This window comes from Wolbachia endosymbiont of Chrysomya megacephala, from assembly GCF_008245065.1.
In the GTDB taxonomy this organism is placed as follows: Bacteria; Pseudomonadota; Alphaproteobacteria; order Rickettsiales; family Anaplasmataceae; genus Wolbachia.
Window position 1 is genome coordinate 1,174,455 of the sequence record NZ_CP021120.1, and the last position, 16,769, is coordinate 1,191,223.

Consider the following 16,769-nt stretch of genomic DNA (forward strand, 5'->3'; position numbering starts at 1 on the left):
TCCAAATCTTATTAAGTTTAGTTTTCCCTTTAGTATTACTAATGATAACAAAGATATGGAAATGTCAAACGAATACCTATTCGGTTAATAGCATCATATAGAAAAAGGCAAGTTACATTTATTTGTTGCTGCTCATAGAACATCCAAATTCAACTATAGACCTGCTAAAAGGTGTAGGAAATCTTACTGCTATTGACATTATTGCGAATACACCTACGACAATGTTGCAAATTTTTATTTTCCTTTCCATTATGTCCAGAAGAGTTCGGTAGCTCTTTTACGCGAAATACCACATTTACGTCCTCAAGGTTAATTTCAATTCTCTTGACCAATGTTCTGATAATATCACGTTTAGTTAACCAGTCTGCGTTATCAAGGTTTAACGTAATATTGGAAGAAAAGTCTTCTAAATTGGCCACAACCAGAGTTACCTCCTGTTCTAATTCCTTTTGATAAAATATCTTTTTCTTCTCTTCTTTAATTGTTTTTAAGCTTTGTTTCATTGCTTTAATTCGTGGTTCAAATTCCTCTTGATTGATATATTCTTGAGCATAACTATCGATAAGTCTAGCAATACCACGTTTTAATTTATTTTCTTGTTTCTCTAGCAGGTCACTTTTTTGATCCAATGATGATTTTTTTAGTTCTGAAAGCCTACGCTTGTATTCTTCTAAAATCCTGTTTGGATTTTTCAATAACTGCTTAACCTCTTCCCACACAGCTGTTTCTAATGCATCTGAGCGAATGGGTTTATTGTCACAAATCTTATTACCACCAAAACGGTAAGAATCTTTACCACTACAACGGTAATATGCATAATGACCACCTTCTTCTTCTCGTCTACTTCTCATGCAAGTTCCGTAACATCCGTAATTACAACGCTTACATATGACTAAACCTTGTAGTAAGTACTTTGCTCCTCTTTTTCTTGTCCTTGCTACTTTTCTATTTTCAGCTAATTGTTCTTGAACAATATCAAATATATCTTCATCTACTATATTTGGCACTTTAATATAAATCCAATTTGCTTTTTCAACAGGATAGACAGAGTGGTTACTTTTTGGCTGCTCACAAGAGCCTTTCTGTGGTCTTACTTGCTTTAATCTTACTCCTAACCTTCTTCTACCAAAAGCTGCTTGTCCTTTGTAAGCAGGGTTTTTCAACATACTCCAAATTGTACCTTTATTCCAGCGTTCTTTTCCTTTTTGTGTCTTAATGGACATAGTATTTAGCCGACGACATACTTCCCCAATACTTGTTCTTTCTCTGCCTATCCACAAAAATACTTTACGAACGACATCAGCTTCTTTTTCGTTAATCTCAAATAAAGCTTGTCCTCCTCCCATATGCTTATCTTTATAACGATAACCATAAGGAGCTCCTCCCATTACATTTACATAGCCTTTGTTAGCTGCATAGATTTTACCACGACGACTTCGTTCCATAATTTTCGCACGTTCATATTCTGCTATCATACCTTGCATTTGTAACAGTAATTGAGATTCTGGGTTACCGTTAATCTCATAATTTAAAAAAACCACTTTTGCTCCTGCTTTTTCAAATTCTTCAATCAGCACCATTTGATATGCATATTTTCTAGATAAACGATCAGGAGAATGAATGTAAATCTTATCAATTTTACCTTCTGTTACTTTATCACGTAATTTTTCTAAATCAGGGCGGACTAAATGAGATCCACTGTAGCCGTTATCAATAAATTTATACTCACTTAACAATCTGTATCCGTCCAGATTAATTTGCTTCTCTAAAGCTGCAATTTGACTTTCTATCGTATTTCCTTCTACTTGTTTCCCCGAAGAAACTCTCGCATATAAACATACTGTTACCATTTGACCCTCCTTGAATCCCATTTTTATGTTTTAAGTTTTTTTGACTTATTTCCTTTGACACTACCTTTTCATAAGCATCTGATAAGCATTGTTCTGCTAACCGATTAGGTTCATAGCTACAGCTAATTTGGATAGCTAATCTCTTGTTTCTCATGACTTTTCCTTGAAATAATATGTTCATATCATTCCTTAAAGCCGATGGTTAATTGATTATTAGCGCTATAAGTAAATCGGACTCTTGGTTCTGGACACAGAAGTTTTCGAGAAATGGTTTTCTCTAGTTTTATTTTTATGTTTTTTGCAACATTGTCGGTAGTGTAAAAATTCCATCAATTGATAACTTCCTATTCTGTGTAAAAAAATAAGAAAGGAGAGGAAAAAAAGGATTAGTTTCTTTTATGATTATCCAAGAAGTCTAGTCTAAATTCAAGTTTTGTGAATAGGCCTAGCGCTTAAATTTTTGATTAAAAAGGGACAAGTTTAGTAAAAAATAATGATATTATAAGTGGAACATAAAATAGTCCCACTGCAGTACTAATTAGGAGCAATAAAGTAGCTTTATCTGGTTGGTAATTTAAAATATTAGCAAGTATTATACTGGATCCAGAAATTGGAATAATAGCCAGTAACATCAGTGCTTTATAGATGCTTTCATCATATATACCTGTAACATGCTTGTCTAGTAAGACAATTCCCAAAACAAATAACGGCCAGAATATGTACTTTGCTACAATAGTGGTCAAAGCAAGCTTCCAATCTACTTTAAAATTTGTAATTTGTGCAATACTTATTCCAAGCAGCACCATTCCTAATGTGATAAATGTACTTCTGATATTTATCATAACATCCGTCAAAAAAGTGGGTATTTGTATATCATATATACTTAAAAAGAAGCCTAGAATCATCGCATATAATGAAGGAAGTTTGAGTAACTTTAATATGCATTCTTTTGCAGTATAGATACCATTTGCAGCTATATAAAATCCCAAGCTATTTTCAAATAGTGCCATTCCTATGTAACAGACAACATACACAGACACTGAATCTTCATCAAATAAAGCCATGGCAATCGGTAGACCAAAATAACCCATGCTTGTGCTGCCCGAGCTAAACGCTAATATGTTTCTCGTGTTGTCCTTAAATAAAAAAGAAGAAAGATAATACACTGATAAGGACATAGTACTACCTATAAACCATATCAAAATCGGCAGAGAAATTACTTTTAAATTAACTTCTGTATGAGATACTCCGTATAAAATCACTATTGGATTAGCTATATAAAAGAGTATTTGAGATATAGTATTTCTATCAATTTTAAGATATCTTCCTGCTAAGTAACCAATAAGTATTGTAATGTAAATAGGTAATATTTTGAGGAAAAGAGTGAAGAACATACTAGCCTATTGTGATATCTTTGCTGATAAAGTGATATTAGATTTTAAGGTATTGTAAAAGCAAGTAAAATTTATTTTCCAATTAATCAAGTTCATAGTTAGTTAAAAAAGATTCACTGAGTGCCAAAATTTGTTCTTATATAGGACTTAATAATGATATTTTTATGACTAAATTATGTTAAGTTTGTATAAAGCTCCTTGTATATTTTTATAAGCCACTTTTAGTAATTTAGGTAGATTGTTGAAAAAACACTCATCTTGAATGGTTCTCAGGAATTCTTGCCTTAATCATTAAAATCGCACTATTACTTTCCATAATTTTTTTAAAGCCAACTTTTTCGTAAACACGGATTGCACAAACATTTGCTATACCTGGGTCGACAAAGGCATTCTCATAAACTTTAAAGACAAATTTGTTTAAAAATATATTCAAAGCTTGTGAACCAACTCCTTTACCTACATAATTCAGCTCTCCGATATACCAGTCTATAGCAGCACAACTTTCTGGAAGTTCTAAAGTGTTATAGATCTGTTTAGGTGGGAAATCATGTTTGTTGTAATATTGAATATAACCAATATCAACTCCATCACAATTAATAATGAATGCGTGCATTGGTTTTTCAATAATTTGTGTCTTAAATTTCAAACGTTTGAATCCTTTAACGTAGTTGCTATATTTTTTCTCAATTAACTCTGGTGTCCAATTTATATCCGTATCCCACCACTTCTTTATATGGGGCATTTCTACCCATTTTAATAATAGTGAAAAATGTTCGGTTCTGTCGCATCTATAGAGCGAAGTCAGTTTCATTTGTAGGAAAATAGAAAAGAAGTAATATAATCATCTTTAAAAAAGCAAAGATGTTGCGTATTAGTCCAAAATTATTGCCCTATTTCAAAGGATTTAGCTTTTCAGCAGAGATAATAATGTTATCAGTATACATGAAGTGTCGATTTTCTTTGAGCTATCGAGATTTGGAAGAAATGATGAGTATAAGAGGAGCGAAAATTGATCATGCTACGCTACAAAGGTGGATTATCAGATTTGTGCCACTGATAGATGAAGAGTTGAGGAAAAGGAAGAAGCAGGTTGGCAGTAGCTGGAGAATGGACGAGACCTACATAAAATTAAACGGTAAATGGGTTTATCTATACAGAGCACTAGATAGTCTCGGCAATACTGTAGACTTTCTGCTGTGTACTCGTAGAGACAAGTCTGCAGCACTTGCATTCTTTCGTAAAGCCTTTAGAAGGAATAATCTTCCTGAGAAAGTAGTAATTGATAAAAGCGGCAGTAATATTGCTGCTCTTGATGACTTGAATACGGAAATTCCTGAACCTTATAGAATCACGGTTTTTCAAGTAAGATATCTAAATAATATTGTTGAACAAGATCATAGATTTATCAAAAAATTAATAAAACCAATGCTTGGGTTTAAAAGCTTCCATTCTGCAAAGATTACCATCACAGGCATAGAAAATATTCGTATGATTCAAAAAAGACAAATTATTAAAGCTAATGATAATGGTTCTACTTTTGAAAATTTTGCTATGTTAATGGCTCTATAACTCTCATAATTCCAGTTTTTACAATCTTCTTGTACTACAATTTATAGATGCGACAGAACCATGCGAAATCCTTATCACTACTTCGTTGATGATAAAACTTCAGTAGAAAATGCATATCGCTCTTTTAATAATGATATTGAGACTGTAAATAATATTATAAGAAATGCAAAATTTAATATTAATAAATAAGTCCACTAAAAGGTAAAAATGGATTAATATCTATAAAAGATTTTACTACTTGTTGATTAAATTAAAGGGCCAGTAATATTATAGAAAATTTTAGACTTGCAATAATTTTCAATAAGAGCCTCTTGATAAGGTCAATCTGATCTTTCATTTTTTTTTAATTCTGTTTTTATCATACGCTTATTAATTCTTCCGCAAGTAAAATACTATTAATTTGGCAAGATATATGATTAAGATCTCAAGCAAATTAACCATTTCCAGTGCTCAAAATCAAGAGACGTGAGAAGAGTTTGTTTTGGAATGGATTGGTCTACCAAACGATACATACGAACTTTTCTAGATAATAATTTCATTATACGCTGAAATCAGCTATATTGGCTCACTTTTACTAAACCTACGTACGAACTGTTTTGCCTAAGCTTATGAAAATAATTTAAACCTTCTATTTTTATAACCTTATTTCTATGCGGCTTGTTCTCGCAAATATACGACCTTTTTTGCAATTTTAGAAAGAGTCAATAATTCAAATTTTTGCAGCACTAAAATAGACGTTTCTTTAGTTACAACAAGGTCTATTTTTTCGTAAATAAAAATGTTTTATAATAATTAATTATTAGAATGAAAATATCATACTTGGCTCTCAAGAAATTTCCTGTTGTGCAGTGGTAAGGTTTGGAGAAAAAGATTGACTTGGCAACGATAATTTACTAGACTAAAGTTTATATTAAAATACAAAATGGGGTTGCGGGTATGGAATCTGGTTTGGATCACAATTACAATAAAATACTTGATATATTAAAAGGTGCTATTAAAGGCGACGATAATCAAGTTAAAGCAAGAAAACACCTTAGAGTAGAAAGATGGTTGAGGGCTTATATTCAATTAATTGAAGATTTTGATGAGGAAAAACTAATTTTTTTTTCTGATATATTCTCTGATAATTCTTGTTGGGATGGAATAAAATTAAAGAATAAAGCTGTTGGTGAAAGGCTAACTGAAGAAAAAAATAAAAATGGAAAAGAAAATCCGCTTGATCTTGCAGATAGATATTACTTGGCATGTAAATATTGTCTAGAAGATAAGATTCCTGGATTATTTGAACAAGTATTTATGAGATTTAAGAGAAGTGCCTTTGAAGAAGATGGATCTGATGATGATCTGAGAAGAGAATTATTGGAAAATATCGAAGAAACTAGCCCTATAGAAGCTTTCTGGTCTTTTCTTATTGATAAGCAGATTGGAAAACTAAACGAATATAAATCAGTTGAAGGTTTGCAAAAATCCATACAGATAAATTCTAATAAAAACTGGGAAGAAGGTATAGAGTTCTTCTATAATAAATTACACAATGATTCCAGTATTTCTAGTCAAGATAAAGATGATCTGTTAATTGAAGCAGCTTTATCTGCAGTAAAGGGTTACAAAGAAGTAGACACCATAGAGTTTTGCCTGTCTAAAATGGATGATGAGCAAAAGAAAAAATTACTAGATAGAGGTTATAAGGAAAATACTTATTATGCAGTGTTGAATGTGCTAGTAGGTCAGTATTACTTTGATTCTTTTATGGAATTAATCCGATTGTGTAGTCAGATTGAATGTGAACGTTACACAACTTTTTTATCTTCATTATCAGATCAAGTACTGAAGAATCCAGATCTGTCTGAAGAAACAAAAAAATGTATGATGAATGTTTGGGAACGTATAATAAAATTAAAAACTCAAGACCGCGGGGAGCAATCTATTTCCTCTATTTTTGTAGACTATTCAGTTACATATACAATAGCAAATTTAATTGTGGATCCAAGTAGACAAGGGGTAAGTAAAGAAGAAATATTAGGGAAGATATTAAAGCACGTAAAAGAAATGAGTGGTGAAGAGATGATAAAGGTTAAAGATTCTGTATTAAGTAAAATTCAGTTATTTCATGGGGGTAAAAAATTGCAGTTAGGAGAACAAGTATTTTCTAAATTAGCTCAAGAAGCTTCTAAAGAATCAATTTTGCGTGAAGCTGGTGATACTTTGCCACAGTCAAGTCTCAGTACGACTGATACCCCATATAATATAAAATCTTTAAGCCATAGCAAATAGGAGTAATATGCCAAGTAATGTCAAGCCGCTTGAGTTGGTACAGCTTCTGTTAATGAGAAATAAATCAAAAGACGAGTTCCTAGATTTTCAAAAAAGGTTCCAATCGTTTATCAATCAATCTCCTTCTTTTTTGCATTCAGTTGGAAAGCCAGGCTTTTTCCCTAGTTTCTTTTTTGGTATGTTTGCTACTGTATTAGACACAGAACTTGCTACTAAAATTGGTATTAAAAAACTTCATTTTCGTTTTGATGATAATAGAACTTTAAAAATAGCTATATTAACTAATGAGGGACTTAAGTGTATAACGATGTCTGATCAAGTTGATGGTAACATGCATCTAAAGTTCTCTCAAGGAGAGTTAGAAAAAATAGCACAGAAATGGAAAATGGGAGCAGAGTTTGATAAACTAGAAAAAGAAGAGCATGAAATAACAATTACAGGAAAAGAAGTAAAGTACGGAAAGGTTGATCCAGCTTTTAGTAAAAAGACTGATTATTCACAAAAAGGTTTTACAGAAATAGAAAAAGATCGTGACCAACAAGACCTAGAGAGCTTAATTTCAAAATTGAGTAATCAAGATTTCGAAGAAGTAAAAAAGAACGCTAGAAGAATGTTTAATTATATTACAAATGTCTATAAGAAATATGAAAAAGAAACTCTATTTAGCGGTAAAGAATCAAGTCATCATGGGTTTTTAGCTGGGTTTTTGATAAATTTTAAGTATCGTTTTCACCTAAAACTTTATCTCGAATTATTTGCTGGAAAAGGTTACGCAGACATTATTTTACTTGTGCGCGGTTCTGATAAGTCGCTAAGCTCTATTCCTATTATTATTGAGCTTAAAGCAGGTACTGGTGAGATAAGTACAGTGATAAAAGCATTGAAGCAAGCACAAGATTATGTTAAGGGCTCTTTTTCTAACTCTATAAGAATGATTACTATAGCTAATGAAGCTATTTGTGTAGGATTAAATTTTGACATGGTTCATCACGAAAATGTTAAAATTGATGTAGAAAATTTTCTTAGTCGAGAAGGTAATTCTGTAATAGAAAAGTTACTTGGCACTGAAGCAGCGAATGCTGAGGTGATAAGAACACAGCTAGAGTATCTTTACTATGGAATTGTTTGGAGCAATGGTGGAAGTGATAATATTAATTATGTCAGCAGAATGATCTTAGGTCAGCTAGTACTTATTTCTAATATTATTAAGCGTGAAAAGTTAGGTAAACATATTTTTATTTATGATCAAAATGATAAAATGGTTACTGGATCACAGAAACGCCCAGAAGCAGCAAAAGAAAGTATTGAGGATTGTGTTACAACTATAGTGCTAACTTTAGGTAAGAAGGTGCTTATACTCAACATAAATGAAAAAAATGAATTTGCATTGAGAGTGCCAGATAATAAAGGAATTCCTATTGAAAATATTAGGAGAATTCAAAACGTCAATGACATAAAGATACAAGAAATAACCTGTAACTTATACAGTACGCCTAGTAATAAGAATCCATTTGATCAGTACTGTAATAAGAATAAGGGAATTACAGTAAATACGTATGACTCATTGGACAAATACAAAAGAGGTAAAGAAATTTTACAAGGTAATTTTACTCGAATTGTGGAAAATAAAAAATTTAAAGCAGCTTTGAGCAAAGCTATAGAATCTGGTAAATATGATGATTACAAAAAACTATTTGAAGAAATTTCTCATATACTACATCCTTTCAAATCATTAATAAGCAATGAGGCTACATTTCAAGCTGTATTGCATGGTTTATTTAGTAGCTACGGAGAAGATAATATAAAAGTTATTACTGAATTTCAAATAGGTGGTGGAGAGAAGTTGGATGTTATTTTGGTTATAAATGCTACTGATCAAAAAAAAGAATACCCCCAGTTGGAATAGAGCTAAAATTTGCTAAGAAAGGAGAATTGGATAAAAAAGAAAAAGATGCTAAGGACCAGTTGAAAAGATATAAAGAAGGTGAAGCGTATAAGGTAATTACTGATGCTGGCAAAGTGAAACTGATATATGCTGTTTTTAATAAAGGTGCAACAGATGAAGGTTCCCTTATAAAAATTGGTAATGAGTTTGTAGAGGTAGATGTAAGACATAGCTCTGTGGTTGCTTTTGGTCAACAGCCAGGTAGTCTCCAACAACCTTATGTTAAACAAGCAGGTCTATCTCGAGCAGTTAATCAGTGATCTAGTCTTAAGAAATAGTCATCTTAAGTAGGTTATGCTGTCGGGAAGTTTTGTGACAAAGTTATAGAAGGAAAACAAAATGATCCTGATACGAGTACATGGAGTGCTGTTAAAAGTTCGTTTTCCGATACATTTATTACTAAGCATAATATGAATTACATTTATAGTAATCAATCTCCAGTGAATTCCTTAGATAGCTAAGAGCTAAAAGTATGTATTGTGTAAATAGTTACCAAGGCTGGAAGGTTTTGAACTTTTTTTCACAACACTGATGTTCTTGCTAAAATATTTTTGAAAAAGTTAGTTGACTTATAAATAATTCTCTACTAATACTGGCATGTGTTTGTTTATTCTGCTGAAGTGGCTCCGCAGGTTACTGTATAAGCTTCAGCAGTTTCCGTGCTCCTTTAAAGCATCATGCTCTTATAGTAGTGATATCAAGTATAGGTCTTAACCATGTTGATTTATAGTAAAATTAGCTCAAATTTGGAGTCATAAGCAACTTTTAACCTCTCTATATACTCCATTGTTACTCACCATAAAAACTTAACAAAAGCTTAACGACGTGAGCAGTAAAAAGATTATGGTTATTGACTTAATGTTACATATCGCATACAATATATCATATATCTTAGCTTAAGGGGTAAGTATGAGTGAGTCTACTGGGATGGTAAAATCTATCATCAATCTACTAAAGCCAAAATCCAAATCAGAACTATATGATTTCGAATATGAGTCCATTATAGAACATCTATCATCTAAAGAGCATTTATTAAATGAGCTGATGAATGATATGTGGTACTCAGGAGACTTACCATCAGTCAGAAACTATAATGAACCATTATCTTTGATAGATAGCAAACTTGGATTAAGTGAACAAATTTGTGTTTGGTTTGCTCTGGACCATGATCTTACGCCAAGTCAAAAAATTTTAAACAAAAAGTTACTTAGTGCTCTAAAATGTTTAGCTTCTAACTGTGGTTCATTTGATAATACTGAGCCCCTTGAAGAATTTTTACATGATAATAAAAACAATAAAGATTTAAAAGTGATTCTTAACCTAAGAAGAGGAGAATCTCAATCAACAGTATTGCATGCAATTGCAGGAGCAAACATTGGTGGATTTCGTCGCACAGGAAATCAGGCTATAGATTTACTCTTAGAAGCAGGCGCAGATCCTAACATACAAGATAATAAAGGAAAAACACCATTATACCTTGCTGCTGCCAAAGGTCACCACGATAATGCAAACTCTCTTCTTTTGAAAGGAGCTAAACCTAATATAACAAGTAGAAAGGGCAAAACTCCACAACAAATAGCAACTAATAAACTCTGCTATAATATAGAAGAATTATTTTTAACTGATAAACAGAAAAAGTTGAATAAGGAATTGTATGACTTACTTGTACTCGATTCAGACTGCACTAAAAATTTAAAGGAGTTTTTAAGTAAGCATAAAAGAGATTCAGACCTAAAAGTAGTGCTAAATATTAGGCAAGGAATGGGTGAATCAAAAGTGTTTTCGTATGTTGATCGTTTTGCTTGGGATAATGAAGATCTTGCTCAAGAGTTAAGAAAAATATTTCTAGAAGCAGGAGCATTAGATTATGGTATAAATATTTATCGTCAGCAAAAGAAAGGACAGGTCAGTAAATTACTCGTTAATTTAACCTCAAATCAAAAGGAAAAGTTAAATGAGTTTTCTGATAAGGTGTTTCAGGCTCAAAACATGGCTGAACTTGAAGAGATTGTAAACGATGCTATAAAGTCTGGTGTACGATTAAACTATTCTCTTTCACAAGATTTCTTTTCAGGTAATGAGTACACTTTTACCGATTATGTGATGAAAAAAATCAGTGAGTTGGAAAAAAATCCTAAAGTTGCTAGTAATATAATATGTCAATTAGTATCAAAAGGGGCAGTGTTTGGTAATACAGTTGATGCTAACACACTGACATCAGAATTTAAAGAGCATAAAACTAACCTAAAAAAAGCTTATAGAGATTATATTAGCAATTCTCATAAGTTTATTGAAATCGCAAAAAGTGCAACCAATAGCGAGCTAAAAGATGCAAGAGTAGACAACTCCGTTTTTTACTTAGAATATTCTAAAGATAGTAAAATAGACATTATAAAGATAACAGATGGGGCAAGGGATTTAGGTCTAACAGATGGAGATGTAAAGTGTGGAAGAAATATAGTAAAGATCGGTAATAGTGAAGTAGAAATTAAAACTGAAGATGGCATAAGGAATTATACAGATCTTACAGAAGGCAGCAGTATAGTATTAACTTTCTATACTAGTTTGGGAGAATTGGAAGTTAGATTATATCCTGATGAGAACAATAAAAAATTGATAAGAGTAGAAGTGAGCGATGAAGATCTATTTGAAGAAATAGCAAGTCATGAAGAAATAGGGCAAAATTGCTTATTGGGAGGTTTATCGGTTATTGAAGCTATAGATCAAGGTGTTTTTGCTAGATCTGGTGGATTAATGCATCCTGAAGTAATAAGCGAGTCTAACAACAAATGGACAGAACGTGAAGAGTTAAGAAGAGTTTCTGACTCTAGGGGAGAAATTGCTAGGTAAATTATGCAGCTAACCACTTTTGCATCTAGAGTGATTATGCTTTAGTATATAATCAAGTTCTGTAACACTGTTCTAACCCCAACTATGAATTAGATTGTAGGTAAATTATTGAAAATCACTACTTTTTTAGTTAAGTTTGATCAAATTTAAAAGTAGCGTATGCATCATGCAGCTAATACCAACACTCATTGTTGGGAACGCAAATGATAAATTTGTTTAACTTCTCAATTATAGGCAAAAACAGCTCTTTTTCATGTGTTTCATAACTAACGGAAATTGGTATTAGAAAAATTATACTTGCATTAGCTTTTATTCATGCTAATTATGTACATAATATATCTATAGATTGAGGGATTATGATATTAGAATATATTTTAGGAACTAAGCAAGTTCATGCAAATGGTGGATTAGCTACTGAAGAACAGCACATGGAACGTTTTGGTCAGCAAACTCTGGAGCCTAGTCCATCATTGTTAGATCAAGAACAAACTGATGACTGGCATGAGTCCGTTGTTGAAGACAACAATACTGTTGTTGAAAGTTCTTTTATTCCAGAGAATTCAATTTTAATGAATTTAGCAAATCTGTTAACTGAAAGCGAAAAAGTTTCGATTGATGAATTTCATGACAAGATGGAAAGTATAATGAAAGAGTTTCATGAAAATAGATACGAAAGTTCTGCAAAGGTCACTCTAGAAAAGATGGAACGTTTAATAGATGAACATTTGAAAAGAAAAATAAAGCTAAATTTACGCTGTGATCACTATGAACGTAGTGTGTCGAATTTTATATTTAAAAAAATAATTGACATTGCTAATGCTAGCAGTGTTATGCGTATAACTCCTACTACTATATCACGTTATAAGGACAATGGGGAAGAGGCAATAGATGAGTGGGAAGAGGCTTTAGAACCTTTATTCAATATTGTCAATAAGCTACTATTAGCAGGTGCAAAAATAGAGTCTGATTTTTACAATGATAGAATGATAGGTGAAACTATGTGGGGAAGTGATGAGCCTATTTTTACAGAGTGTAAAAAAATTAAGGACAAACTGAAAAGTATCGCATATGAAGGTTTAATAAATAAGAATGAACAAGTTCAAGATGATGATCTGCAAGTAGAAGTAGATAACAATCTTGTTCTTTTTAGGTGGCCAAAAAACAGTATTGTTGAAGTTGGAAAGGTTATGAATAGTAAGGTGAATGAAAACTTTAGTATAGAAAGTAGCATCCTACAGATTGGAGAGAGTATAGTAAGAGTTGAAAATATAGGAGGAAAAAGAAATTATACAGATGTCTTAGGAGATAGCATTGAAATGTCCTTTACCACTGAAGTAGGCGAGATTAGTATTCATCTGTATCCTAGTGATAGTAATATAATAAAAGTAAAGCTTGATGGAGAGAACCAGGAGAAGTTTAACAAATTAAAAGATAAATCAAGTCTAGGAGAAAGCTGCTTTTTAGGAGGAAAAAGTGTTCTACAAGCTGTTAACGATAAAGGTTTTGAAAGAAACGGTAGAATACTTATAGAGTCAGCTGAAACTATTAAACAATCAAATTTTGTAGTGAAAGAATCAGGTGTCCCATCTACTCTTATGAGGCCAATCGATAGTTTAGACCAGCTGCAAAAGGTGGGAGCTTCGAAAGAAATAGTAGTGTGTTAATGAAGTCAACTAAAATTAGTAAACAAAAGAAAGGTCTTGGAGGGTAAAAAAATTGATGTATCTTCAAAGTAAGATTTTCTTAGGTATAAACTATACTCTCAAGGTGAGAAGAAATAGTAGGGGGATAAGTGTTGACTTAATAATTTAGAGATTCTTCTAAAGAAATTATTTTTCTCTCTTGATGTTTATTCTTTTATAGGTATAGCCTTTTGTGTTTGATTGAATTGACTTTTGTGATACCTACAGAATTTCCTTTATCACCCCAACTATGGATTAAATAAAGAGATAAAAGTGCAGCTAAGAAGAGGAAAACAGGGTAAGCTCAAGTATTTTATCAATAATTAAGAGGTTACCCATGAAGAAAGATATTACAGAACTTTACTGTTGCGTCGAGGATTTTTGTCGCACAGTCGATGATAATTTTGCTAATATGCTCCTATCAAAAGGAAGAAAACCCACTAGAATAACGGACTTCGGAAATTCTCACCATAATTCTATTATATCATCAATCCCCTTGCAAAAGTTTCAAAGCTTTTTACCTACTTTATCTGCCACTTTATAAATCTGAGTTTTCTAAATTGCCAACATATGACCGATTTATCGCTCTTAAATCACGGGTTTTATGGATTACTTTTGCAATGGTTCTGCAAACAAGCAAAAATGACAGGTATTGCCTACATAGACACTTCTACAATCGCTGTTTGCCACAAAAAAAGAATCTCCAAGAACAAAGTTTTTGATGGTTTGGCAGAAATTAGTAAGAGCACATATGGTTGGTTTTTTGGCTTTAAATTGCACTTGGTAATTAATGAAATTGGAATCACTTACTCTAACCAAAGGTAACGTTGATGACAGAAAACCGGTTCTGTCGCATCTATAGAGCGAAGTCAGTTTCATTTGTAGGAAAATAGAAAAGAAGTAATATAATCATCTTTAAAAAAGCAAAGATGTTGCGTATTAGTCCAAAATTATTGCCCTATTTCAAAGGATTTAGCTTTTCAGCAGAGATAATAATGTTATCAGTATACATGAAGTGTCGATTTTCTTTGAGCTATCGAGATTTGGAAGAAATGATGAGTATAAGAGGAGCGAAAATTGATCATGCTACGCTACAAAGGTGGATTATCAGATTTGTGCCACTGATAGATGAAGAGTTGAGGAAAAGGAAGAAGCAGGTTGGCAGTAGCTGGAGAATGGACGAGACCTACATAAAATTAAACGGTAAATGGGTTTATCTATACAGAGCACTAGATAGTCTCGGCAATACTGTAGACTTTCTGCTGTGTACTCGTAGAGACAAGTCTGCAGCACTTGCATTCTTTCGTAAAGCCTTTAGAAGGAATAATCTTCCTGAGAAAGTAGTAATTGATAAAAGCGGCAGTAATATTGCTGCTCTTGATGACTTGAATACGGAAATTCCTGAACCTTATAGAATCACGGTTTTTCAAGTAAGATATCTAAATAATATTGTTGAACAAGATCATAGATTTATCAAAAAATTAATAAAACCAATGCTTGGGTTTAAAAGCTTCCATTCTGCAAAGATTACCATCACAGGCATAGAAAATATTCGTATGATTCAAAAAAGACAAATTATTAAAGCTAATGATAATGGTTCTACTTTTGAAAATTTTGCTATGTTAATGGCTCTATAACTCTCATAATTCCAGTTTTTACAATCTTCTTGTACTACAATTTATAGATGCGACAGAACCAAATGTTCTTCTTTCAACGCTTTAAATGTGATATTTTTATTCATTAATTAAAGATTTTAAGTGTTACTACCGTTTTTATTAATTCTATCTCTAATTGCTAAGTTCATTGAAATTGATATTTCTGTACCTAGTTTTCCTGATATAGTACTCTATTTTAACGTACCGGAAGGCACAATTCAATTAACTATTGCTTATAATTTTTTAGGCGTTTGCATAGGAGGGTTATTTTTTGGTCCATTGTCTGAATGCTATGGCAGAAGAAGGATGATGATCATAGGCAACACTTTGCTACTCATCGGTGCTGTTGGCTGTGTTTTTGCGCTGTCAGTTTCTTGGCTTTTAATCTCTCGCTTTATTCAAGGCATTGGTGTTAGCACATCTGTAGTTGTGTTTGCAATTATTGCAGACAGCTATAAAGGCAACGAAGCAGTAAAATTTATTGGAATCATGAATTCTATTATCACAGTTCTCATAGCAATTGCACCAGTATTAGGCAGTTTCATCAACAAAATTGTTGGGTGGCGTGGTAACTATGCAAGTGTTGCAATACTTTGTTTCATCTCTTGGGTTTTGCTGCTTTTTCTGTTACCAGAAACAAAAAAGGACCGTGATATTTTTAGTCTAAAAAAAATGACGAAAGACTATAAAAAATTATTATCAAGTTCAAAATTTATGGTGTTGTCTTTGGCACAGAGCCTTTTTTCTGCGGCTTATATGTCATTCATTACTTGTGGCCCTTTTTTGTATATGGAAACTTTTGGTTTATCCAGCACTATTTATGCGCTACATCAAGGTGCAATGGTTGGGTCTTTCTCACTAATTAGCCTGTTTTCCAGTAAGATCTTAAAGAAACTTGGAGCAATTTGGTGTGTAATTTCCGGTACAGGCGTAATTGCTATTGGATCCCTATCACTTTTAATATTCAGTATAATCATGCCCAGTGCTTACTACTTAGTAACGCTGTCTATGGTTATTTTTTGTATTGGCTGTGGAATTTGTCAAGCAGTCATTTTCAATGCATCATTAAATATTTTCCCTGAAATGAAAGGCACAACTTCTTCTGCAATTTCATTTATTAGAGCTTCTATCATGGCTATTTTTATCGGCTTAACAAGCTACGTTTACGATGGTCAAGCAACCAGTGTAGCTATTCTTGTTTTTTTTGCAGTAGTTCTAATTTACTGTCTATTTATTGTTTTCAAGGTCTGGAAAAATCTATAATCACCATATAGATCCTTCTCATTTCTAGTTATTGCGGTAATATGTATTGTAACTTTGCTGGCTGCTCTAGATGTATCTCTTCCAAATCACCTAATCTATATTAGTTAAAGAGTATTATCTTGCTCATGCGTCTAAAGTTTGAGAGCCAATTTTCAGCAATCCAATCAAATTCCAATTTTTTTCAAACAACTGTTTCTTGCTATTTTTGTACCTTAAAAAATTTAGCTTACTTTTACGCTAGCTTGTTCAAATAGCATTAGTACGATTTACTTTTTTTGAATGTAGAG

General features: G+C 32.4%; 11 protein-coding genes and 1 pseudogene. 9 read left to right on the forward strand and 3 right to left on the reverse strand.

Features of this window, described 5'->3' with window-relative positions; all coding sequences use genetic code 11:
- Positions 1-164: 164 nt before the first annotated feature.
- From CAI20_RS05615 to CAI20_RS05625, 3 genes are all read right to left on the reverse strand, one after another.
- Positions 165-1,871 carry a recombinase family protein gene (locus CAI20_RS05615; protein WP_149168933.1) on the reverse strand — a complete coding sequence of 569 codons (1,707 nt, stop codon included), beginning with the start codon at positions 1,869-1,871 and terminating at the stop codon, positions 165-167.
- Positions 1,872-2,314: 443 nt separating this feature from the next.
- Positions 2,315-3,244 carry an AEC family transporter gene (locus tag CAI20_RS05620; RefSeq protein ID WP_007302828.1) on the reverse strand — a complete coding sequence of 310 codons (930 nt, stop codon included), beginning with the start codon at positions 3,242-3,244 and terminating at the stop codon, positions 2,315-2,317.
- 253 nt (positions 3,245-3,497) lie between these two features.
- Positions 3,498-4,055 (reverse strand): GNAT family N-acetyltransferase, encoded by a 558-nt coding sequence (locus CAI20_RS05625; protein WP_149168934.1) that lies wholly within the window; start codon positions 4,053-4,055, stop codon positions 3,498-3,500.
- 50 nt (positions 4,056-4,105) lie between these two features.
- Between CAI20_RS05625 and CAI20_RS05630 the strand changes: the two genes are divergently transcribed.
- From CAI20_RS05630 to CAI20_RS05665, 9 genes and pseudogenes are all read left to right on the forward strand, one after another.
- Entirely contained in the window at positions 4,106-4,813 is a 708-nt protein-coding gene (locus tag CAI20_RS05630) for an IS6 family transposase (RefSeq protein WP_149168876.1), read from the forward strand.
- Between the two features lie 936 nt (positions 4,814-5,749).
- Positions 5,750-7,087, forward strand: coding sequence for a hypothetical protein (locus CAI20_RS05635; RefSeq protein ID WP_149168925.1), 1,338 nt, complete (start codon positions 5,750-5,752; stop codon positions 7,085-7,087).
- Positions 7,088-7,094: 7 nt separating this feature from the next.
- Positions 7,095-8,993: a hypothetical protein gene (locus CAI20_RS05640; protein WP_246111584.1), complete on the forward strand. Its 1,899-nt coding sequence runs from the start codon at positions 7,095-7,097 to the stop codon at positions 8,991-8,993.
- 26 nt (positions 8,994-9,019) lie between these two features.
- Entirely contained in the window at positions 9,020-9,292 is a 273-nt protein-coding gene (locus CAI20_RS06730) for a hypothetical protein (protein ID WP_246111585.1), read from the forward strand.
- Positions 9,293-9,941: 649 nt separating this feature from the next.
- Entirely contained in the window at positions 9,942-11,882 is a 1,941-nt protein-coding gene (locus CAI20_RS05645; protein ID WP_149168924.1) for an ankyrin repeat domain-containing protein, read from the forward strand.
- Positions 11,883-12,238: 356 nt separating this feature from the next.
- Positions 12,239-13,546 carry a hypothetical protein gene (locus tag CAI20_RS05650; protein WP_019236482.1) on the forward strand — a complete coding sequence of 436 codons (1,308 nt, stop codon included), beginning with the start codon at positions 12,239-12,241 and terminating at the stop codon, positions 13,544-13,546.
- A gap of 355 nt (positions 13,547-13,901) precedes the next feature.
- Positions 13,902-14,411, forward strand: a pseudogene (locus CAI20_RS05655) (transposase); the annotation flags it as partial.
- Between the two features lie 82 nt (positions 14,412-14,493).
- Positions 14,494-15,201 carry an IS6 family transposase gene (locus tag CAI20_RS05660; RefSeq protein WP_149168876.1) on the forward strand — a complete coding sequence of 236 codons (708 nt, stop codon included), beginning with the start codon at positions 14,494-14,496 and terminating at the stop codon, positions 15,199-15,201.
- 120 nt (positions 15,202-15,321) lie between these two features.
- A complete protein-coding gene (locus tag CAI20_RS05665) occupies positions 15,322-16,482 on the forward strand; it encodes a multidrug effflux MFS transporter (RefSeq protein WP_149168935.1) in 1,161 nt (386 codons plus the stop codon).
- Positions 16,483-16,769: the final 287 nt, after the last annotated feature.

Excerpts from the sequence above, each read along its gene's own strand:
- CAI20_RS05615 (WP_149168933.1), bottom strand. The coding sequence starts at position 1,871 with ATGGGATTCAAGGAGGGTCAAATGGTAACAGTATGTTTATATGCGAGA.
- CAI20_RS05620 (WP_007302828.1), bottom strand. The coding sequence starts at position 3,244 with ATGTTCTTCACTCTTTTCCTCAAAATATTACCTATTTACATTACAATA.
- CAI20_RS05625 (WP_149168934.1), bottom strand. The coding sequence starts at position 4,055 with ATGAAACTGACTTCGCTCTATAGATGCGACAGAACCGAACATTTTTCA.
- CAI20_RS05630 (WP_149168876.1), top strand. The coding sequence starts at position 4,106 with ATGTTGCGTATTAGTCCAAAATTATTGCCCTATTTCAAAGGATTTAGC.
- CAI20_RS05635 (WP_149168925.1), top strand. The coding sequence starts at position 5,750 with ATGGAATCTGGTTTGGATCACAATTACAATAAAATACTTGATATATTA.
- CAI20_RS05640 (WP_246111584.1), top strand. The coding sequence starts at position 7,095 with ATGCCAAGTAATGTCAAGCCGCTTGAGTTGGTACAGCTTCTGTTAATG.
- CAI20_RS05645 (WP_149168924.1), top strand. The coding sequence starts at position 9,942 with ATGAGTGAGTCTACTGGGATGGTAAAATCTATCATCAATCTACTAAAG.
- CAI20_RS05650 (WP_019236482.1), top strand. The coding sequence starts at position 12,239 with ATGATATTAGAATATATTTTAGGAACTAAGCAAGTTCATGCAAATGGT.
- CAI20_RS05660 (WP_149168876.1), top strand. The coding sequence starts at position 14,494 with ATGTTGCGTATTAGTCCAAAATTATTGCCCTATTTCAAAGGATTTAGC.